At 58.9% G+C, this 21,862-nt stretch carries 18 protein-coding genes; 11 read left to right on the forward strand and 7 right to left on the reverse strand.

What is annotated here, in order from left to right; translation table 11 throughout:
* Positions 1-11 precede the first annotated feature (11 nt).
* Complete coding sequence (locus GOW98_RS00090; RefSeq protein ID WP_170328833.1) at positions 12-785, reverse strand: 3-hydroxybutyrate dehydrogenase; 774 nt, start codon at positions 783-785, stop codon at positions 12-14.
* Between the two features lie 293 nt (positions 786-1,078).
* Here GOW98_RS00090 and GOW98_RS00095 point away from each other — a divergent pair, with 293 nt between their 5' ends.
* Positions 1,079-2,893, forward strand: a complete 1,815-nt coding sequence (locus GOW98_RS00095) for an extracellular solute-binding protein (RefSeq protein WP_170328835.1) — start codon at positions 1,079-1,081, stop codon at positions 2,891-2,893.
* Between the two features lie 539 nt (positions 2,894-3,432).
* The gene (locus GOW98_RS00100; protein ID WP_170325112.1) at positions 3,433-3,669 is read left to right on the forward strand and encodes a hypothetical protein; all 237 of its coding nucleotides are present in this window, start codon (positions 3,433-3,435) and stop codon (positions 3,667-3,669) included.
* Here GOW98_RS00100 and GOW98_RS00105 read toward each other — a convergent pair.
* Complete coding sequence (locus GOW98_RS00105; protein ID WP_170328837.1) at positions 3,658-4,281, reverse strand: helix-turn-helix domain-containing protein; 624 nt, start codon at positions 4,279-4,281, stop codon at positions 3,658-3,660. The genes GOW98_RS00100 and GOW98_RS00105 overlap by 12 nt on opposite strands.
* 66 nt (positions 4,282-4,347) lie before the next feature.
* Here GOW98_RS00105 and GOW98_RS00110 point away from each other — a divergent pair, with 66 nt between their 5' ends.
* The 5 genes from GOW98_RS00110 (at position 4,348) to GOW98_RS00130 (ending at position 10,198) form a co-directional block, all read left to right on the forward strand.
* Positions 4,348-5,865 carry a class I adenylate-forming enzyme family protein gene (locus GOW98_RS00110; protein WP_170328839.1) on the forward strand — a complete coding sequence of 506 codons (1,518 nt, stop codon included), beginning with the start codon at positions 4,348-4,350 and terminating at the stop codon, positions 5,863-5,865.
* Positions 5,862-6,521: a DsbA family oxidoreductase gene (locus GOW98_RS00115; protein WP_170328841.1), complete on the forward strand. Its 660-nt coding sequence runs from the start codon at positions 5,862-5,864 to the stop codon at positions 6,519-6,521. Before GOW98_RS00110 ends, GOW98_RS00115 begins: the two co-directional genes overlap by 4 nt.
* Positions 6,522-6,596: 75 nt before the next feature.
* Positions 6,597-7,805: a multidrug effflux MFS transporter gene (locus tag GOW98_RS00120; protein WP_170328843.1), complete on the forward strand. Its 1,209-nt coding sequence runs from the start codon at positions 6,597-6,599 to the stop codon at positions 7,803-7,805.
* Between the two features lie 57 nt (positions 7,806-7,862).
* Complete coding sequence (locus GOW98_RS00125; RefSeq protein WP_170328845.1) at positions 7,863-9,527, forward strand: hypothetical protein; 1,665 nt, start codon at positions 7,863-7,865, stop codon at positions 9,525-9,527.
* On the forward strand, positions 9,524-10,198 hold the full coding sequence (locus GOW98_RS00130) for an SH3 domain-containing protein (protein WP_170328848.1): 675 nt from the start codon (positions 9,524-9,526) through the stop codon (positions 10,196-10,198). Before GOW98_RS00125 ends, GOW98_RS00130 begins: the two co-directional genes overlap by 4 nt.
* 8 nt (positions 10,199-10,206) lie before the next feature.
* Here GOW98_RS00130 and GOW98_RS00135 read toward each other — a convergent pair whose 3' ends face one another.
* From GOW98_RS00135 to GOW98_RS00145, 3 genes are read right to left on the reverse strand one after another with little or no spacing between them, the layout of a single operon-like run.
* The gene (locus GOW98_RS00135; RefSeq protein WP_170328850.1) at positions 10,207-11,208 is read right to left on the reverse strand and encodes a DUF3616 domain-containing protein; all 1,002 of its coding nucleotides are present in this window, start codon (positions 11,206-11,208) and stop codon (positions 10,207-10,209) included.
* Positions 11,209-11,268: 60 nt separating this feature from the next.
* Entirely contained in the window at positions 11,269-14,724 is a 3,456-nt protein-coding gene (gene mfd / locus GOW98_RS00140) for a transcription-repair coupling factor (RefSeq protein ID WP_170328852.1), read from the reverse strand.
* A gap of 21 nt (positions 14,725-14,745) precedes the next feature.
* Complete coding sequence (locus tag GOW98_RS00145; protein WP_170328854.1) at positions 14,746-15,270, reverse strand: component of SufBCD complex; 525 nt, start codon at positions 15,268-15,270, stop codon at positions 14,746-14,748.
* A 119-nt stretch (positions 15,271-15,389) separates the two neighbouring features.
* On the opposite strand from GOW98_RS00145, the gene hemB reads away from it, so the two are divergent.
* The 4 genes from hemB to GOW98_RS00165 all read left to right on the forward strand — a co-directional run bounded on the left by hemB (position 15,390) and on the right by GOW98_RS00165 (position 20,241).
* Positions 15,390-16,388 (forward strand): porphobilinogen synthase, encoded by a 999-nt coding sequence (gene hemB / locus GOW98_RS00150; protein ID WP_170328856.1) that lies wholly within the window; start codon positions 15,390-15,392, stop codon positions 16,386-16,388.
* A gap of 140 nt (positions 16,389-16,528) precedes the next feature.
* Positions 16,529-17,104 carry a YSC84-related protein gene (locus tag GOW98_RS00155; protein WP_170328858.1) on the forward strand — a complete coding sequence of 192 codons (576 nt, stop codon included), beginning with the start codon at positions 16,529-16,531 and terminating at the stop codon, positions 17,102-17,104.
* 171 nt (positions 17,105-17,275) lie between these two features.
* Positions 17,276-19,738: a penicillin acylase family protein gene (locus GOW98_RS00160; RefSeq protein ID WP_170328861.1), complete on the forward strand. Its 2,463-nt coding sequence runs from the start codon at positions 17,276-17,278 to the stop codon at positions 19,736-19,738.
* A 107-nt stretch (positions 19,739-19,845) separates the two neighbouring features.
* Positions 19,846-20,241: a nuclear transport factor 2 family protein gene (locus tag GOW98_RS00165; protein ID WP_170328863.1), complete on the forward strand. Its 396-nt coding sequence runs from the start codon at positions 19,846-19,848 to the stop codon at positions 20,239-20,241.
* A 3-nt stretch (positions 20,242-20,244) separates the two neighbouring features.
* Here the strand turns inward: GOW98_RS00165 and hflX are convergent, their stop codons facing one another.
* A complete protein-coding gene (gene hflX, locus GOW98_RS00170) occupies positions 20,245-21,516 on the reverse strand; it encodes a GTPase HflX (protein WP_170328865.1) in 1,272 nt (423 codons plus the stop codon).
* On the reverse strand, positions 21,516-21,755 hold the full coding sequence (gene hfq / locus GOW98_RS00175) for an RNA chaperone Hfq (RefSeq protein ID WP_010440340.1): 240 nt from the start codon (positions 21,753-21,755) through the stop codon (positions 21,516-21,518). The genes hflX and hfq overlap by 1 nt, the downstream gene beginning before the upstream one ends.
* Positions 21,756-21,862: the final 107 nt, after the last annotated feature.

Consider the following 21,862-nt stretch of genomic DNA (forward strand, 5'->3'; position numbering starts at 1 on the left):
GACCTCCTAGGTCAAAGTGCCGTCCAGCCGCCATCCACGGAAATCGTGGTCCCTGTAATCTGCGCGGCAGCATCCGAGCACAGGAACACAGTGGTGCCACCCAGTTGTTCGACGGTCGCAAACTCTTTCGAGGGCTGACGCTCCAGCATGACGTTCTTGATCACGTCTTCGCGGCTCATGTCGTATTCTTTCATCGTGTCGGGGATCTGCGCCTCGACCAGCGGTGTCAGTACATAACCCGGACAGATTGCGTTGCAGGTGATCGGCTCTTGCGCGGTTTCAAGCGCCACGGTTTTGGTCATCCCAACAACACCGTGCTTCGCCGCAATGTAAGCCGCCTTATACGGCGACGCCGTCAATCCATGCGCCGAGGCGATATTCACGATCCGCCCCCATCCGGCCGCCCGCATCATCGGCAGTGCTGCCGCCATAGTGTGATAAGCCGAGTTCATGTTAATCGCGATGATCGCGTCCCATTTATCAACCGGGAACTGATCAATCGGCGCGACATGCTGAATGCCGGCGTTGTTCACCAGAATATCGCAGGCACCCGCCTTTTCGATCAACGCGCGGCATTCACCGCCAACAGACATATCCGCCTTGATGTATCGTGCCTTGGTGCCGGTCTCTTGCGCGATCTCTGCGGCAAGCGCGTGATCCTCTTCCCGGTCGGTGAACGAGTTCAGAACCACATCGGCTCCGGCCTTCGCCAACTCGCGTGCGACACCCAAACCGATCCCCGAATTCGATCCCGTGATGATCGCTGTTTTTCCTGAAAGGTTCATGAACTCTCTCCCTCAAAATCCAGTTTGGTCGCACAGTGCCATGCTGCAACTGCAAAGGGAACGGGGAAACATCCGTGTTCTTCGTCCGAGAGAAAAGCCGCCAAAAAAAAACGCCCGCACGAAGCGGGCGTTAAGTTATTGAGGCAGGTTTCATACAGGCAAGAAACCTATCGAGCAGTGCACCCTTTATACGCAATTCCTTGCATCCGTCCAAGCTAAAAGTTTGAAAATAAGAAAAATCATCGGTACGGTGAATCCCAACAAAATAAGGCCAGAGCAGGATTGTTTCCAAAATGCGCCCCGATTTTCTACGCCCCGTTCGCCCTGTGATCGCGGGAATCGCCTCTGTTTTTGCCGCCGCAATTGCCCAAGCAGAATCGGCTCATGGCATAGCTATGTACGGAGACCCTGCCCTACCACCGGATTTTGTGTCGCTACCCTACGCGAACCCCGAGGCACCCAAAGGCGGTCGAGTTGTTTTTGGAAACACCGGCGGCTATAACAGTTTGAACCCGTTTGTGCAAAAAGGCACCTCTCCGTGGCAGCTACGTTTCTGGACCCACGAAAGCCTGATGGGCCGGTCTTGGGACGAACCTTTCACTCTTTACGGGTTGTTAGCCGAATCAGTTGAGACTGCGCCGGACCGTTCTTGGGTCGAATTCACCCTGCGCGAAGACGCCCGGTTTTCGGATGGTAACCCGGTCACCATCGACGATGTCATCTGGTCATATGAGACATTGGGCACCGAAGGTCACCTGCGTTATCGCGGATTGTGGGGTAAGATCGAGAGCATTGACCAGACCGGTCCACGCTCGGTTCGCATTACCTTTAACGAACCAGATCGGGAACTTGCGTTGATCACTGGCCTGCGTCCGATCTTGCAGAAAGCGCAATGGGAGGGGAAGGATTTCGCCAACGCTGCGCTGCACGATATACCTGTCGGATCGGGACCTTATGTGATCGACGACTATGAGGCTGGTCGTTATGTGACCCTGCGCAGAAACCCAGACTATTGGGGCGCTGGTGTCCCCTTTCGCCGCGGCACTATGAATCTGGATGAGATGCGGATCGAGTTCTACGGCGACGGCACCGTTCTTTTCGAGGCCTTCAAAGCCGGCGAATTAACTGCGATACGTGAATTCAACGCCGACAAATGGGACAACCAATACAATTTCCCAGCAGTTCAACGCGGTGATGTCATCAAAACCGAAATCCCACATGGCAAGCCCTCCGGTATGACCGGGTTTGTCATGAACACACGCAAGGCACCATTTGATGATTGGCGTGTGCGAGAGGCGATGCTGCTGGCGTTCAACTTCGAATATATCAACGACACGATTACAGGCGGCGCGCAATCCCGGATCACATCGTATTTCTCGGGCTCTGATCTTGGAATGCAGCCTGGCCCAGCCACCGGCCGCGTTTCCGAACTTTTACAACCCTATGCCGAAGACCTGCCACACGGCGCACTTGATGGGTATGCTCTGCCTGTGGGCGACGGCTCGGCTCGAAACCGAGCCAATATCCGCAAGGCGAACCAGCTGTTGACCGAGGCTGGCTGGACCGTTCAGGACGGTGTGCTGCGCAATCAGAACGGCGAAGACTTCACTATCACTGTGCTGCTTCAACAGGGTGATACCGAAGGTCAAACGGCAATTGAAATTTATACACGTGCGCTTGAACGGCTGGGCATACAGGTCACCGTAGACCAGGTGGACAGCGCCCAGTTCACCGGCCGCAATGCCGAGTTGGATTTTGATATGACATTCTTCCGTCGCGCCCTGTCCTTGTCTCCCGGCAATGAGCAACGCTTGTACTGGGGAAGTGAAAATTCCGACACACCAGGTACGCGGAACCTGATGGGCGTCGCTTCCCCGGCCGTAGATGGGCTGATCGACGCGATGTTGGCCTCAGAGTCTCACGAAGATTTCGTCGCAGCGACACGCGCGCTCGACCGTGTCCTGACTTCCGGGCGCTACGTCATACCGATTTGGAATTTCGATGTCGGGCGCATCGCGCATGCCAAAGAGCTAATGCGGCCCCAGACTTTGCCGATCTACGGAGATGGACCAGAGTTTATGCCGCAAGTTTGGTGGTACGAAAATTGACCAAAAAAGGCTGATCGTCGGCCCGACGCGCACGTGGTCCTTGGGCACGACGATTCCCTATATCTGCTGATTTAGTTTACGAGCAGATTCCCAGCCAAATGGTCGCACCTTTCGGCGGATTTCGGCACAAGCATCAGGTCGCACAAGATAATATGCCAACAAAATACTGGATAACCATATATAGTGTGCTTACCTATTTCCAGCTAAGCCCCAAATCTTACCTACAAAAGCTTTACGGATCGTATCCTCGCGATGTAGCCTATCAGAAATCAGGCGTTCCATTTGACCGAATTAACTTAAAGAAAATAGATAGATAGCGGATCAATAGGCGCGTCATACCAAGGCTTCACGGACCGGCCTCCACTCACTCACACCTCAGGTCCGTAGGCCCGTCGCGCGACCAGCGTGGCGGGCCTCTTTTACCCAACGTAAGCCAAGATAAGGTGCGACATTTTGTCATGCGCTCGGATTCCGACACCGTCCGTACCCTGAATTGAGGGCCGAGCAGCCGTGAAACCCGAACTACGGAAAGCTGACTAATGTTGAACTGGACTGACCTGACGCAAGACTGGGACGCTATGTATTCCCGTGCAAAACGGCGTTTTCCGAACCTGCGCGATCAGGACAAGGTGCGGCTGAGTAAAGATCGAAAAGGGTTCGAAGCATATTTGGCCGAACGCCATCACCTGACCGTGAATGAAGCACACGAAGAGCTTGAGGATTTTCTGTTTACCGAAGGCCTGAACCGCGAGTTCAGCCGGTCTTTAAGCAAGTGACGTGACCCAGAGGATCGTTGCATCCTCGTCACTGACCGAAATCACGTTGTGCCCCATGCTGCCGTCGTAATAAGCGCTGTCCCCCCGACGCATTTCGACGGGTTCGTAAAACTCGGTATATAGCTGGACAACCCCCGTCAGCACATACAGGAATTCTTCGCCATCGTGGCGAACCCAGCCTTCAAACTCATCCATTGACCGCGCGCGTACGCGGGCGCGATAGGGCAACATCTGCTTTTTCGTCAGGTTTTCGGCCAGCAGTTCATGTTCGTACGTCGTTGTGGGATGTGCGGCGCCTTCGCCCATCCGTGTTACCGACATGCGCCCGATCACCTGATCCCGTTGCGGCGGCGTAAACAGCTGCGGCACCGAGATCTCCAACCCGATCGCCAGCTTTTTCAGCGCGTCATAGGTGGGCGACATCTGACCGTTTTCAATCTTGCTGAGGGTCGAGCGTGCAAGCCCGGCCTGCGTGGCCGCCTGTTCCAGTGTCCAGTTCCGCGCCTTGCGCAATTGGCGCACGCGCGCGCCTAAATCAAGCGGTTCAAGCTCGGCATGGTCGCCCGAGTCCCGGGCAATACGGATCAGGGAAGGCTGTTCATTGGTGCTCATGGGTCAACTCTATAGGCCCAGCCCGTCCTGCTTGCAACGCGCCAAGCACCAAGGTAGCCAGTTGCCATGCTGTCTGTTTTTGATCAGGGGCCACCTTTGCCCTGCCCCGCGCCCTTCAATCTGGCCGCACATGTGCTGCGGCGCACGGACGAAGATCCCGATAAGATCGCGCTGTCGGTGCTGCGGTCCGACGGGGCTGAGGACTGGAGCTATCGCGCGCTCAAATCGGCCATTCTGGGCACCGCCACCGGGTTGCTGTACGCAGGGTTGAAACCCGGTGGCATTGCGCTGATGCGGTTGGGGAACACGGTCGATTTTCCGATTGCCTATCTTGGGGCGATTGCGGCGGGGATCGTGCCCGTCCCGACATCCTCGCAACTGACCGAGCCGGAAACGGCGCGCATGATCGCAGATCTGCAACCGGCCGCCATTTTGAGGGACCCGGCCGCCGCCTGCGCGCCACATCCACTGCAGATCAAGTTGTCCGAATTGACCGAAATGCGCACCCTACCCCCGGCCGCGTTTCAAATGGGCGACCCCGAGCGGCTGGCTTATGTCGTCTATACCTCGGGCACGTCCGGCAAGCCGCGCGCCGTGGCCCATGCGCATCGCGCGATCTGGGCACGCCAGATGATGGTCGATGGCTGGTACGGGCTGCGGGATACGGATCGCTTGTGCCATGCGGGCGCATTCAACTGGACCTATACGCTGGGCACTGGTTTGATGGACCCTTGGACCATCGGCGCAACCGCCCTGATCCCTGAACCCGGAACCGACCCGGACGCCCTGCCCGGCTTGCTGCGGCAGCATCGAGCCACGATCTTTGCGGCGGCCCCCGGCGTGTTTCGCAAGCTGCTGAAAACACCGGATGACCTGCACCTGCCGGCGCTCCGCCACGGCCTCTGTGCTGGTGAGAAGCTGTCGCGGCACCTGCACGCGCAATGGGTCGAGGCGACCGGGACCGAACTCTACGAAGCCTACGGCATGTCCGAGTGTTCCACCTTCATCTCGTCAAGCCCGGCTCATCCGGCGCGGGGCGAGTCGCTGGGGCAGCCACAACCGGGCCGCCGGATTGCGATCCTTGGGCCGGAAGGCCCTGTACCTCAGGGGCAAGAGGGCACCATCGCCATTCACCGCTCAGACCCCGGCCTGATGCTGACCTATCTGAACGCACCGGACGAGGCCGAGGCGCGGATGCAGGGCGATTGGTTCCTGACCGGCGATCAGGGTGCCATGGCTGTCGACGGGCAGATCACCTATCTGGGCCGCGACGATGACATGATGAATGCGGGCGGCTATCGCGTCTCTCCGGTCGAGGTCGAGGCCACCTTGTCCAAATTCCCCGGCATCACACAGGTCGGCGCGGCGGCGGTTGAGGTCAAAGAAGACACATTCGTGATCGCCGCTTTCTATACCGGGCCGGAAAAGCTGGACGATTCCGCCTTGCAAACCTATGTGGAGGCAAACTTGGCGCGGTACAAACAGCCACGCGCGTTCATTCACCTGCCTGAACTGCCAACCGGCGGGAACGGAAAACTCCTGCGCCGGGCGCTGCCGGCCTATTTCAAGGCGACCACACCATGACCCAGACCGTCAAACTCGACATCATGTCAGACCCGATCTGCCCATGGTGCTATATCGGCAAGACCCATCTGGACAAGGCGCTGGCTGCGATCCCGGATCATCCGATGGTGATCGAATGGCACCCGTTCCAGCTGAACCCCGACATGCCGGACGAAGGCATGGACCGGCGCCAGTATCTGGAACGCAAGTTCGGCGGTAAGGACGGTGCCGTGCAGGCCTACGCGCCGGTGGTTGAACATGCCGAGAATGCCGGGCTGAGCATTGATTTCGAAGGCATGAAACGCACCCCCAACACGCTGGACGCCCACCGTCTGATTCACTGGGCCGGGATTGAGGGCAAACAGAATGAGGTCGTGGACGCCCTGTTCGACGCCTATTTCGTGCAGGCCCGCGATATCGGCGACCACGAAGTACTGGCCGATATCGCCGACAGTGTCGGCATGGACGCAGCTGTCGTGCAGAAACTGCTGAAATCCGACGCCGACCGCGAGGACATTCGTACGCGCGACACCCATTCGCGCCAGATGGGCGTGACCTCGGTGCCGACCTTCATCGTAGCCAATCAACATGCTGTTCCGGGCGCGCAACCGCCTGAAATGTGGGAAAAAGTGATCGGTGAGATCATGTCTCAACTTGAGGCTTTCCCTGCAAATTAGCACAGGGGTCTGTGCGCATTGAGACCTAGCACCGCCTGACATGTCGTGATAGCGCGATCAGGTCAGGAGGGCGCAATGGCCAATCGCATGTCAAAAGGTGAGTTCATCGCACTTGTCGCAATGATGTTTGCGACTATTGCGTTTTCTATAGACTCGATGCTGCCAGCGCTGCCCGAAATCGGCGCGCAACTCAGCCCCGATGACATCAACCGGGCTCAGCTGATTCTGACCTCGTTCGTGTTGGGCATGGGGATTGGCACGTTCTTCATGGGGCCGCTGTCCGACGCGTTTGGTCGCAAGCCGGTAATCTATGTCGGTTCGGCTTTGTACATAGTTTCAGCCGCCGTTGCCTGGGCCAGTTCTTCGCTGGAACTGCTGCTGATCGCCCGGGTTGCGCAAGGTGTCGGGTGCGCCGCGCCGCGCGTGGTTGCCATGGCGATCATCCGCGATTTGTACTCGGGCCGTGAAATGGCGCGGATCGTGTCCATCGCCATGATGATCTTTACACTGGTGCCTGCCGTGGCGCCGATGCTGGGGGCCGGGATGATCGCCTTAACCGGCTGGCGCGGAATCTTCGTCTCGTTCATCCTGTTCTCAATGATAACTATCGTCTGGATGGGCCTGCGCCTGCCGGAATCCCTGAAGCCCGCGAACCGCAGGCCGCTGCGCCTGCCCCTGATGGCCTCCTCCGCTCGTGAGATGTTCACACATCCCACCGTCCGGGTGTCGATTTTTGTGCAGACCCTGTGCCTGGGCATGTTGTTCACCACACTGACCATGGTGCAACCGGTCTATGACGTGATTCACGACAGCGCCGACAGCTTTCCTTTCTGGTTTGGTTTTGTCGCTCTGATGTCCGGTTCCGCCAGCCTGCTGAACGCGGCGCTGGTGATCCGCGTGGGGATGCGGCGGCTGGTGACCTGGGCTTTGGGCGCGCAGATCGTCATCACCTTGGGCGTCATCAGCCTGAATGCGATGCCCCTGTCGCCGAACCTGTCCTTTGCAGTGTTTGTCTTTTGGCAGACCTCGATCTTTTTCATGGCGGGCATGACGATGGGCAACCTGAACGCCATCGCGATGGAGCCGATGGGCCATATCGCCGGCATGGCGGCCTCTGTCATCGGTGCGGTCTCAACCGTTCTGGCCGCAGCCATCGCAGCCCCCATCGGGTTACTGTTTGACGGCTCGCTGACCCCGCTCACCACCGGCATTCTGGTCATGAGCGTAACCGGCTTTGGCCTGATGCTGCATATGGGCCGGATCGAAAACAGACTGCCCGCCTGACCTGTGCAGACAGCGCGAATCCCGCTAACCTTCCCTTGATCCGAGCGGAGGTTTTCAATGCGTTACGATTACGATCTGGGGTCCCATTCCTGTCCGGTCACCACATCCTCGCCCGAGGCGCAGCTCTGGTTCGACCGGGGCTTGGTCTGGACCTACGGCTATAACCACGAAGAGGCCGTTGTCTGTTTCCAGCGCGCGGCTGAACATGACCCGGGTTGTGCCATGGCCTACTGGGGGATCGCTTACGCCGCCGGCCCGAACTATAACCTGCCTTGGGATTTGCGCGACGCGCGCGGGCAGCAAAAAGCGTTGGCACAAGCCTATGACGCAACGCAGCAGGCCACGGCTTTGCTCGACAGTTGCACCCCGGTCGAACAGGCCCTGATCCGCGCCCTGCCCGCCCGATACCCGCAGCGCGACCCGATCCCGGAGATGCACCGCTGGGATCACGATTTCGCGGATGCCATGCGCACGGCCTTTGCCGAACAGCCCGACCATCTGGACCTGCGCACAATCTATGTCGAGTCATTGCTGAACCTGACCCCTTGGCAAATGTGGGATCTTAAATCTGGTCAGCCCGCCGAAGGCGCCGCCACGCTTGAGGCGCAGAGGGCGCTGGAAGACGCGATGGCCAACGACCCCGCTGCCATGTCTCACCCGGGTCTGCTGCACCTTTATGTACATCTGATGGAGATGTCGCCGACACCGGAAAAGGCGCTCAAGGCCGGGGATGTGTTACGTACGCTGGTGCCTGACGCAGGCCATCTGGTGCATATGCCCACCCATATCGACGTGCTGTGCGGGCACTATCACAACGTTGTTTACTGGAACGAAAAGGCCATTGAGGCTGATCTGAAGTATTATGAGCGCGAAGGCGCGTTCAACATCTATACCGGCTATCGCCAGCACGATTATCACTTTGTCATCTACGGCGCGTTGTTCCTTGGGCAGATGGAACCAGCCCTGCGCGCAAATCAGGGGATGTGGGACACCACGCCCGAAGATATGCTGCGCATCGAAAGCCCTCCGATGGCGGATTACTTCGAAAGTTACATGTCGATGGGCCCGCACATCCTGATACGCTTTGGCCGGTGGGAAGAGGCCAAGGCGCTTGAACTGCCCTCGGACCCTGATCTCTATCGCACGTTGACGGCGACCACCCATTACGCCCGTGCCATCGCCCATGCCGCCACGGATCAGGTCGCCGAGGCCGAGGCCGAGGAACAACTGTTCCTGTCTGCCAAGGCCTGCGTCCCCGAAACCCGCCTGCTGCACAACAACCGCGTGATCGATCTGTTAGAAATCGCCGGCGAAATGCTGCGTGGTGAGATCGAATACCGCAAAGGTAACTATGAGATTGCCTATGCCCACCTGCGCCGCTCGGTCGAGTTGGACGACACGCTGCCCTATGACGAACCATGGGGGTGGATGCAGCCCACCCGCCATGCGCTAGGGGCGTTGCTGTTCGAACAGGGGCATGTGGCCGAGGCCGAAACAGTCTATCGTGAAGATCTGGGATTGGGCGGGACGCTCAGCCGCGCCTCGATCCATCCTGACAATGTCTGGAGCCTCAAGGGCCTGCATGACTGCCTGAAAGCCCGTGCTGAAACCGTCGAGATCGTTCAGATCAAACAACGGCTCGACCTAGCGCTGGCACGCGCCGACCGTGCAGTCGGCGCGTCGTGCTTCTGCGCTCAGGCGGCGATGAGGGCCGCCGAATGAGATACGCCCTGCTGTTGGTCGCCCTGCTAAGCGGCCCCGCCCAGGCGGATCGGCAGTCTTTCCCTCCGGTCGATCAGGCCACGCAGGACCCGTCTCTGGTGGCCTTTCGCGATGCTCTGCTGGCCAATGTGGCTGCGCGGGATACCGATGCTGTTGTTGCGGCAGCCTGCCCCGACATTTACCTGAGTCACGGTGGAGATGGCGGCCCGGAAGAGTTGCGGGCCAATCTGACCCTCGACCCCGAGACCTTGTCTGAAGAGTACCGCGAAAACGCGGACACCCTGCGGGACGCGTATTGGACCGATCTGGAAAACACACTCTCCCAGCCCGGTTATTTCGATGATGAGGGTGAGTTTTGGATGCCGCATCAGTGGCAGATCACCCTGCCCGCCTCACTGGACCCGTTCATGGCCTATTTCGTCACCGGATCAAATGTGGCTCTGCGGCAATCGGCTGACCGCGACGCGCCAACCTTGGGTCTCATCAGCCATGAGATCGCAATCATTCGCGACTACCAGGAAGATGCGGAATACCAACGCGTTCTGCTCACCGATGGAACACAAGGTTACATTCACAGCGACTATCTCTGGTCGATGGTCGGTTACCGCGTCGCGTTTGTGAAATCGGACGCGGGCGATTGGCAACTATGTACCTTTGTCAGCGGCGATTAAGGTAACTCCTAAATCTGCGGAGAACCGTTTTCTGGACCGTCAAAAAAGACCACCACCCGGTTTTCATCAAGAGGTAATAACCCTTCGGCTTTCCAGTCGGCCTCCGGAGGTACGATGTCCATCACACGCTCGGCGGCATCGGGGCCGGGCGTCCAGCGGTGCAACGAAAACGTGTCGAACCTATGCGGGCTGTTCTGATCGCAACCTTCCTCGTCTCCCTCACCCGCGGCAACTCCAGCGTCCCCCACCAGCAAAAGAAGATCATCGCCTTGGGCTTCCATACCACGAATACCGCGTCCGGGTTCGGCGTTGAGCTGCACTTCGTGTAGCTTGGCACCAGAAAAATCCTCATTCTCCAACGCGTCGAGCGTAGTTTCGGCAATCAGTACACGGGTTGGTTCAACTTCGGGATAAGGGGCGCGGAAGCCGATAAACAAGCGATCACCCACGGCGCCGACGGCTTCGATATTCAATCCATTTTGCTGCAATGGAACATTGAAGGCTGCGCTCAACTGATCGAATTTCCCAAACAGCGGCTCAAGCGATACCTCTTGTTGCGACAACGGTACCCGGGTGCCGATATGCTGCGGCGTAACCTCGCCCCAGAAAATACGCGTGTTGCGCGTTGGCGATTTGCAGCTTTTCCGCCCGCGCGAATGCGAACCCACCACGATCAGGTTATCGCCCGCGACCGTCACCCCCTCCAGATCAAAGTCCTTCAGCTCGGACTTCTTCTTGTCCTTGGTTTCGGCCATGTAAACCCGCTGCCCGACGAACAGAGCGTCCTTCTCAAGCTTAAAGGTCTGAACAAAACGCCCCTCATCGGCGGCAGCAAAACACAACCCGTCGGCCATACAGGCCACACCGCTGACATTCACCGACGCGCCTCGTTCGATTTCATCGCCATGTTCTTCGTACTCTTCAAATGTTCCTGTGACATTCAGCGATTTGGGCGATTCAGCAAAAGCCGGGAGAGCGGCAAGAATAACTGTCGACATAAGCCAACGCATGCAAGTCCTCCAATACTGTCAATCAATGTTCCCAGTTTAGCACGACTTTGGAGTTGCTGCTCAGGCCTTGGCCCTTTTCTTCTCGGCCATCACTTTTTCGGCCAGATCTCGGGCGATCGCGAAGGCTCCCTTGATCTTGTCGCTGTCCTTTTTCCAGTCGCGGCGTACGACGATTTTATTGTCCTTGACCTTGGCCAGCCCGCGCTGGTTCTGGATGAATTCGACCAGCCCCTGAGGCGACGCGAACTTGTCATTGTGGAACTGGATCGTGGCACCTTTCGGTCCGCCGTCCAGCTTGGCAATGCCCGCGCGTTTGCACATGGCCTTGATACGCACGACCAGCATCAGGGTGTTCACTTCTTTCGGCAGAGTGCCGAAACGGTCGATCAATTCGGCGGCAAAGCCTTCCAGTTCGACCTTGGTCGAAAGTGACGAAAGGCGGCGATAGAGGCCCAGACGCACGTCCAAGTCTGGCACGTAGTCCTCGGGGATCAGAACCGGAACGCCCAGATTGATCTGCGGTGCCCATTGGTCATCGGCATCCGACAGCCCCTCCATCTCACCGGCTTTGATCTTGGCAATCGCCTCTTCCAGCATCGACTGGTAGAGTTCATAGCCCACGTCGCGCATCTGACCGGACTGTTCTTCGCCCAACAGGTTGCCGGCGCCGCGAATGTCCAAATCCTGCGAAGCCAGCGTGAACCCGGCGCCCAAAGTATCCAGCGAACCCAGCACGCGCAGGCGCTTCTCGGCCGTGGCGGTTAGTTTCTGGCGGGGTTTCGTGGTCAGATAGGCATAGGCGCGGGTTTTCGACCGCCCCACCCGGCCGCGAATTTGATAGAGCTGCGCAAGGCCGAACATATCCGCCCGGTGCACAACCATCGTGTTGGCCGTGGGAATATCCAACCCGCTTTCCACAATCGTCGTGGCCAGCAGCACATCATACTTGCCGTCATAAAAAGCGTTCATCCGGTCGTCGAGCTCCCCCGCCGCCATCTGCCCGTGCGCCACCACATAGGTCAGTTCCGGCAGTTGCTCTTTCAGGAATTCCTCGATCTCGGGCAGGTCCGAGATGCGCGGGACCACATAGAAGCTCTGTCCGCCGCGATAGTGTTCGCGCAGCAGCGCCTCGCGGATGGTAACTGCATCGAACTCACTGACATAGGTGCGTATGGCCAAACGGTCGATGGGCGGAGTGCCGATGATCGACAGATCGCGCACACCGGTCAGCGACAGTTGCAACGTCCTAGGGATCGGCGTGGCGGTCAGGGTCAGCACATGAATGTCCGAGCGCAGTTGTTTCAGGCGCTCCTTATGGCCGACGCCGAAATGCTGTTCTTCGTCGATGATCAGCAGGCCGAGGTTATTGAAGCGTATCCCCTTAGCCAACAGCGCATGGGTGCCGATGACAATATCCACCGTGCCACGCGCCAGCCCGTCGCGGGTTTGCTGCGCCTCTTTGGTCGAGACAAAGCGCGACAGTTGCCGAACCTCCAGTGGGAAGCCCCGGAAGCGTTCCTTGAACGACGCCGCGTGTTGGCGCGCCAGCAGCGTGGTCGGCGCGACAACCGCCACCTGTACCCCGGACATGGCGGCAACGAAAGCCGCACGCATCGCCACTTCGGTCTTGCCAAAGCCCACATCGCCGCAGATCAGACGATCCATTGGCGCGCCAGAGTGCATGTCTTCCATTACTTCCGAGATGGCACGCAATTGGTCATCAGTTTCCTGGTACGGAAAGCGCGCGCTGAACTCCTCCCAAGCGTGTGGGGGCGGGTCCATCACCGGGGCTTTGCGTAAGGCGCGTTCGGCGGCGATGCGGATCAGCTTGTCCGCCATCTCGCGGATGCGTTCTTTCAGCTTGGCCTTTTTGGCCTGCCATGCACCGCCGCCCAGTCGGTCCAGCAGACCTTCGTCGTGGCCGTATTTCGACAGCAATTCGATGTTTTCGACTGGCAGATACAGCTTGGCCTGTTCGGCATATTCCAGCAGTAGGCATTCATGGGCGGCACCTGCGGCCGTGACGACCTCCATCCCCATGTAGCGCCCGATGCCATGGTCGACATGCACCACCAGATCACCGGGGCTGAGCGATTGCGTCTCGGTCAGAAAGTTCTCGGCCTTGCGGCGTTTCTTGGGCTGGCGGATCAGACGGTCGCCCAGCACGTCTTGTTCGGCTATGACCGTCAGATCGGGGGTCTCAAACCCGTGTTCCAGCGCCCAAACAGCCAGATGTAGACCTCGCTTGCCCACGCGAGTCCCATCGGTGACGGGGATCGCCTCGGCCAGACCTTCATCCTCGATCAGCCCAGTCAGACGTTCGCGCGCGCCTTCGGAATAAGATGCAATCAGCACTGGCCCTTTTGACATCTTGTCCGTGATATGCCCGGCCAAAGCACCAAACAGGCTGATGCTTTCCTGCTGCCGTTCCGGGGCAAAGTTGCGTCCGATCCGACCACCGGCGTCAATCACTCCGGGACCGCTGGCTTGCGGCAGAGGGCTGAATTGCAGCACCCGCCGGTCGCCCACCGCCTGATCCCACGCGGCATCGTCCAGATAGAGCAGACCGGGCGGCGTGGGTTTATACACCGTGTCCATGCGCGAGCGGTTTTCAAGCGCCAGCCGCCGGGTTTCGTACTGATCGGCGATTGTATCCCATCGCGCAAGCCGCGCGGGCGTGACCTGATCGTCAACCGTGATGGTCGCATCCGGCAGATAATCGAACAGGGTTTCCAATTTCTCGTGGAAAAAGGGCAGCCAGTGCTCGATCCCTTGATGCTTGCGACCTGCACTAATGGCCTCATACAGCGGATCGTCGGTGCCTGCGGCGCCGAATTCGATGCGATAGTTCTGACGGAACCGGGTGATCGCGGCGTCGTCCAGAATGACTTCGGAGACCGGGGCCAATTCCACCACGTCCAGCTTCTCGGTGGTGCGTTGTGAGACCGGATCGAACCGGCGCGCCCCATCCAGAACGTCTCCGAACAGGTCCAGCCTTACGGGGCCGGATTCGCCCGGAGGGAAGATGTCGATGATTCCGCCCCTGATCGCGTAGTCACCGGGCTCCATCACCGTTGGGCTTTGTGTGAACCCCATCCGCACCAGAAAGTTCCGCAGCGCGGTTTCGTCAACGCGATGGTCCACGCGTGCGGTAAAAGCAGCCTCTCGCAGCACTTCCCGCGCGGGTACACGCTGAGTCGCGGCGTTCAGCGTAGTCAGCAGAACAAATCGGTCCGGCATCTGATGCACCAGCGCCGCCAGTGTTGCCACTCGGGCAGCAGCGATATCGGCATTAGGCGAGACTCGGTCGTAAGGCAGACAATCCCAACCCGGAAAGACAAACACCGGCATATCCGGCGCAAAGAAGGCGAGTGCTGCACGCATCGCCTCCATCCGCTTGTCGTCTCGCGCCACATGGCAAACCGGCCCGCCGGAACGCGCAATCTCGTTCAGGACAAGCTGCGCGTCAAAACCCTCGGGAGCGCCGCCAACTGTTACGTGGTTCGGAGCCGTCATCGCCTAGCCTTTCCGAATTTCCTACCCCAAAACCCCGATCGAGAAGTTCTGATACATACCCCAAAGCGACGTGATCAAGATCGAGATCATCCCAATGATCTGCGTATAGATCCGGCAGCGGGTCAAAACCTTGCCGGTAAATTTCAGCGTCTCCTCGCCCTGCCGCAATTTCCGCGCCGCCCGGATGTTGATTAGCATCACCAGACAGACCGGAAACAACAACAAAAACACGGCCTGTGCAAATTCGACACCATAATAGAACCCAAGCATCGCCAAGCCGGTAAAGAAAAAACAGCTCAGCCCAAGTAGGACCAGCCCGGATTTGTCAACGATGAAAAGAATGCGATTTCCGTTTATTCGCACGATGTCCAGCAAGTCGCGCTCGGCCTGCCCGCCGACCCGTCGGGCCCGCACCAGCAGATCGAACGGAACCCCCATCGCCCAGTGGCTGGCCGACGACCACAACACGGCCAGCATGATCCAGTACCACAGATTCGAAAAGCTGCGCATGTCGATGATTTCGAAAAGCGAAGAGTATAAGTCCAAGCGTCAGCCCTTTGTTCCCAGTCTTGATGGGCTGTTTCGCACGGGTGCGATCATCCTGACCCTTGAGACCACATGGAATTCATGCCACCCAATGCGGGAATATTCAAGGAGAGCGCGACATGAAACCGACCATCGCCCCCTATCCCCTGACCCGCTTTCGCCGGGCGCGCCAATCGCAGGCCGTGCGCGGTCTTGTCCGGGAAAACACGCTGACCACCGATGATCTGATCTGGCCGGTTTTCGTACGAGACGGCGAAGGTGTGGAGGAACCCGTACCCTCGATGCCCGGCGTTGTGCGCCGCTCGGTTGATCTGATCGCCAAGGCCGCGGTCGAGGCGCAGGCACTTGGAATCCCGGCGATTTGCATCTTTCCTTACACCGACCCCAGCCTGAAAACCGAAGACTGCGCCGAGGCCTGGAATCCCGACAACCTGTCCAACCGTGCCATCCGCGCGATCAAAGCGGCAGCTCCGGACATCGCGGTGATGACCGACGTGGCACTGGACCCCTACAACATCAACGGGCATGACGGGTATGTGGACGATGGCGAAATTGTGAACGACAAAACGGTCGAGGCACTGGTCAAGATGACCCTCGCTCAGGCCGAGGCCGGTGCTGATATCATCGGCCCTTCCGACATGATGGACGGCCGCATCGGCGCGATGCGCCAAGCACTGGAAACGGCCGGGCATCAGAACGTGATGATCCTCAGCTATGCCGCAAAATACGCCAGCGCCTTTTACGGGCCGTTCCGCGATGCGGTTGGCGCGTCGGGCGCACTGATCGGAGACAAGAAAACCTATCAGATGGACCCGGCCAATTCGAACGAAGCGCTGCGCCTGATCGAACGCGACCTGACCGAGGGCGCTGACATGGTGATGATCAAGCCGGGGATGCCTTATTTGGATATCTGCCGCCGGGTGAAAGACGCTTTTGGAGCGCCGACCTATGCCTATCAGGTGTCGGGCGAATACGCGATGATTCAGGCCGCCGCACAGAATGGCTGGATTGATGGTGAGAAGGTGATGCTAGAAAGCCTGCTGGCATTCAAACGCGCGGGCTGTGATGGCATCTTAACCTACTTCGCGCCCGAGGTCGCACGCATCCTTCAGAGCTAAAACCCCTAATTGTCGCGATTTTTTGCCGATTGAAGCCTGCGGTCACTCAGCTTTCCCGTGACACGCAGCCGCAATCGGCGTATTCTTGCACATAAGATCGGGATCACCCGACATATCAGGCAGTTATACAGAGAAAAAACATGAGCAGTTCCAATGCACCCCAATTGAGCCGTCGTGGCTTTGCCTTTGGCATGGCCGGATTGACGGTAACCGCAGCCTGCGGCAATGGCGTCGGCAGCACCAACGCAGCCAAGATCGACGCCCGCGTCGATGCCACGCTTGCCGAGATGTATGCGAAATATCCCAACACGGTTGAGATCGCCAATAAAGCCACTGGCATGTTGGTTATGCCCCTGATCACCGACGCCGGTCTAATCTTCTTTGGCGGCGCCTACGGTCAGGGCGCGTTGCGCATAGAAGGCGCAACAGTTGACTACTACTCCGCAATTTCCGGAACTGCCGGCCTGCAAATCGGCGCTCAGCAATATGCACATGTCCTGTTCTTCATGACGCAGGATGCACTGAATGATTTCCGCCGCTCCAGCGGATGGACTGCCGGCGCCGATATTGGCTATGTCGTTGATGCAACAGGAAGTTCCCTATCCACGGACACAACGACACTGCGTTCACCGGTGCTGGCCGTCGTATTCGGACAGGCCGGACTGAAATTCGGCGCAACAGTCGAAGGCACCAAATACACGCGGATTATTCCATAACTCCAGGCTACCACGCGCCCCTCGAATGGACCCCGTCACAGCGCCGCTGTGGCGGGTTTTTTACTTATGGCTCTGGATTCGCGAATATTCCCGGGCTGTTCCTCTTTCGGTCAATGCGACCATCCACTAGTCTTGCCGCAATTGGAAATGGATCAGGATTAAAGGCCGCAAATGGGTTTGGTTTTTCGCTGGCTGGTGCGCATTACAACGGGTCTGATCCTGCTGGCCATGGCCGCTGTTGGGTTGGTGTATTTCCTGGCCAGCCAATCCCTACCGGACTATGATCAAACGTTTGAAGTAAGCGGGTTAACGGCCCCTGTAGAGATCATTCGCGACACTGCCAATGTCCCTCATATTCTGGCCGAGAACGACCCGGATGTGTTCTTTGGTCTTGGCTATGCCCATGCACAGGATCGCCTGTGGCAGATGACCGTCATGCGCCGCACGGCCCAAGGCCGTTTGTCCGAAATATTCGGCACCCGCACTGTTCATATCGACAAGCTGCTGCGCCGGTTGGACTTGTACGGGCTGGCTCACCGCTCGGTCGAAGTGCAGGATGATTACACCAAAGCCGCGCTGCGTGCCTATGCTGCCGGGGTGAATGCAAGGCTGGATGAGATCAACGAGGCCGCCTTGGGCCGTGGTGCGCCCGAGATGTTTCTGTTCAACGCACCCGTGTCCCCGTGGCAGCCCGGCGACAGTATCGCGGTGATCAAACTGATGGGTTTGCAGCTGTCTGGCCATCTGCAGGATGAAGTGCTGCGTGCGCGCACGTCCTTGATACTGAACAACCCCGAACGGCTGGCCGATATCCTGCCCGACGTGCCGGGTGCAGGTATCGCCGCCCTGCCCGAATATGCCGCGCTGTTTCCGAATGTGCCGCGCTACGCTCGCGGCACGCCGACGCCCGACAGCCCGCTGTCCCCCTTCCCCAAACGCGGATTGGCCGGAGCTTCGAACGCATGGACCGCCGCACCTTCCCGTTCAGCGAGCGGTGGCACATTGCTGGCCAACGATCCCCATCTAGGCTTCACGGCACCGGGCGTCTGGTATCTGGCTCGACTGGAACTGGCCAAGGGCGGAGTGATCGGCGCGACCATCCCCGGCATTCCCGCCATCATGACGGGGCGCAGCGACCGGTTGGGCTGGGGTCTGACGTCTTCGTATCTGGACGATCAGGACGTACATATCGAACAGTTGAACCCTGAAAACCCAGAAGAATACCTGACGCCGGACGGTTACAAAACATTCCGCACTCGCCCTTCGATCATTGAGATCAAAGACCAGGCGCCGATCACCCTGACCTTGCGCTGGACGGAAAACGGCCCGGTCCTGCCCGGCAGTCACTATGATCTTGAAACGATTACACCCCCCGGCCACGTCGCCTCCTTGTCGTGGACGGCACTCAGCCCGCGTGACACATCGATGACGGCGTCGATGGCGCTGATGAATGCGGACAGCGTCCGTCAGGGCATCGATGCGGCCGAGCTGTTCATATCGCCCTCACAAAACCTGTCGCTGGTTGACAAGGACACAATCGGCCTCAAGCTCATCGGAGCGATGCCGAAACGCGACCTGCGCAACCAAAGCCGTGGCCGTATCCCGACGCCCGGCTGGCTGGCCGAAAACCTGTGGCAGGGCCGTCTGCCCTATGCAGACAACCCCGAATTCGTGGCTCCAGCGGGGGGTATTCTGGGCAACACCAACAACAAGATCATCAACCGTCCCTTCCCCGAGCATGTATCCTATGAATGGGGCGACACCCAGCGCGTGCACCGTTGGGAACGCCTGATGCAGTCGCGCGAGGTCCACACCCGCGACAGCTTTATCGAGGCGCAGCTGGACACCGTCAGTTTCACTGCCCGCTCACTGTTGCCGCTGATCGGTGCAGACCTGTGGTTCACCGGCGCCTCGGCCCCCGAGGGCACACCCGAACGCCAACGCCAGATCGCCCTGTCCCTGCTGGCCGAGTGGAATGGTGAGATGAACGAACACCTCCCCGAACCGCTGATCTATGCTGCATGGTTGCGGGCGCTGCAGATCCGGCTGATCTCGGATGAATTGGGCCCGCTGGCTGCCGAATACAAGCATGTTGAGCCGTTGTTCATCGAACGGGTCTACCGCGATATCGACGGGGCATCGGTCTGGTGTGACGTCCGCCAAAGCGCCCCGACCGAGACCTGCACCGATATGGCGCGGTTGGCACTGGACGACGCAATCATCTGGATTTCCGAGAATTACGGTGGCGCACTGGAATCCCTGCGCTGGGGCGATGCGCATCAGGCCACCCACGACCACCCGGTTTTGGGCTCGGTCCCGGTTCTGAGGTTCTTCGTCAATATCCGCCAATCCACCAGCGGTGGAGACAACACCCTTCTGCGCGGTCGCACCTCAGGCGAAGGCAAGCACCCGTTCCGCAACGTACACGGCGCGGGTTACCGCGGTGTCTATGACTTCGCTGATCCGGACAGTTCAGTCTTTATCACCGCCACCGGCCAGTCCGGCCATTTCCTGTCGCGCTATTATGACGATCAGGCGCAGCTGTGGCGGCGGGGAGAGTACATTCCGATGTCGCTGGACCTCGATCTGGCACGGGCTGCTGCTGTTGGTGTGACGAACTTGATCCCGCGCTGATTTCGCCTGTTTCGGCAGGACCTTGCCCCTTTTTTTGGGTACCGTGGACGCGCACCCGTCTTTTCGCCTACGATCTGGGGACCAACAAGTTGGGACCGGGGGCACAAATGGCAAGTATACGGGATAGGTTGAACAATCTCGCACGCGACTACGCAATCGCCTGGAGCTCGGGAGACCCGAACGCGGTGGCCGAATTCTTTGCGCGTGACGGGCAGATTTCGATCAACCGGAAGGAACCCATGGTCGGCCGCGAGGCTATTGCCGACGTGGCGCGGGGATTCTTTGCCGACTTTCCCGATCTGGAATTAAGATGCGATATGCTGCGATGGGCCGGAGCGCACGCAATTTTTGTCTGGACGCTGGAAGGCCATCACGCGGAAACCGGCAACCTTGTGGTCACCCGAGGCTGGGCCGAATGGGAGCTGACCCCGGACCACAAGATCCAGTCCTCATCCGAGTGGTTCGACACGGACGACCATCAAAGACAGATTGACGGAGCTTGATCTTTAAAGCGCCGCGAACTGCGCCGCCTGCTTGTCTGTCCACAGAACGGTGATCTCAAATCCATCCTCGGTCTGCTTTTCGGACCGCACCACATCCTGCCGGAACAGCCATGCCCGCTTGTTCCCCTCGGCAAAATCCAAAGACAGTGTCTCTTGGTGGCGCGCGCCTTGCAGCTTGGCTGCAATCTCGGCGAGCAGAGGTTCGACCCCTTCGCCGGTCACCGCCGATATGGCGAAAATCGACGGGTCACGGTCCGCCCGCTTAAAGGCAGCCTCACGCTCATCGCCGTTCAGCAGGTCGATCTTGTTCCACACCTCAAGCCGGGGGCGTTCTTCGTCTACACCCAGTGAGGTCAAAATCGCCTCGACATCTCGCGCTTGTGCGTCGGTATCCTCGTGGCTGATGTCGCGCACATGGACCACGATATCGGCGCCCAGAACTTCTTCGAGCGTCGCCCGGAAGGCCGCAACCAGTTCGGTCGGCAGGTTTGAGATGAAACCCACGGTGTCCGACAGGATCACCTCGGGGCCGTCGGGCAATTCGACCCGGCGCATGGTTGGGTCTAACGTGGCGAACAGCATGTCCTTGGCCATTACCTCGGCCCCGGTCAGGCGGTTGAACAGCGTGGATTTTCCAGCGTTGGTATAGCCGACCAAAGCAACAATCGGATATGGTACCTTAGCACGTGCGGCGCGGTGCAGCGTTCGGGTCTTTACCACTTTCTGCAGTTGCCGCCGCAGACGGACAAGTTGTTCGTCAATGGCACGGCGGTCGGCCTCAATCTGGGTTTCACCGGGACCACCGACAAACCCCAATCCACCCCGTTGCCGTTCAAGGTGGGTCCAGGCCCGCACCAGACGGGTACGCTGATAGCTGAGCGCCGCCATTTCGACCTGCAGCACGCCTTCGCGGGTGCGGGCGCGATCGCTGAAAATCTCCAAAATCAGGCCGGTGCGGTCGAGGATTTTAACCTTCCACGCCTTCTCAAGGTTGCGCTGCTGGACAGGCGACACAGCCCCATCGATCAGAACCAGTTCGATTTCGCTGTCGTGCAGCCGTTCGGCCAGTTCTTCGATCTTGCCGCTGCCGAACAACAGCCCGGGCTGGGCACGTTGTAGACGCACAATTTCGGACCCGATCACATCCAGATCGGGCAAAGCGGCAGCCAGTGCCACCGCCTCTTCCAGCGCTGGTTCGGGAACACGGCGCTGTTCATCAGATTTGATTTCCGGATGCAGCACCCAGGCCCGGGTGCGCGTCCTGTCATGTTCCATCAAGAGGCGTCTTCGCCCTCATACAGGCTGATCGGCTGCGACGGCATGATCGTCGAAATCGCATGTTTGTAGACCAGCTGCGACTGTCCGTCGCGGCGCAACAATACGCAGAAATTGTCGAACCAGGTGATTACACCCTGCAATTTCACGCCGTTGATCAGGAATATTGTGACCGGGACCTTTGCTTTCCGTACATTGTTCAGGAACGCGTCCTGCAGATTCTGTCTGTCCGAAGCCATATTTATTTATCTCGCCATTGTTCTTGCTACGCGCTGCGGACCAACGCGCTCCCTCTGGCTGAGTATGGAGTGGAGTTAACCGAGTTTCCAGATCAAAAATCAGTCTT

This window comes from Ruegeria arenilitoris, assembly GCF_013032445.1.
Taxonomy (GTDB): Bacteria; Pseudomonadota; Alphaproteobacteria; order Rhodobacterales; family Rhodobacteraceae; genus Ruegeria; species Ruegeria arenilitoris_F.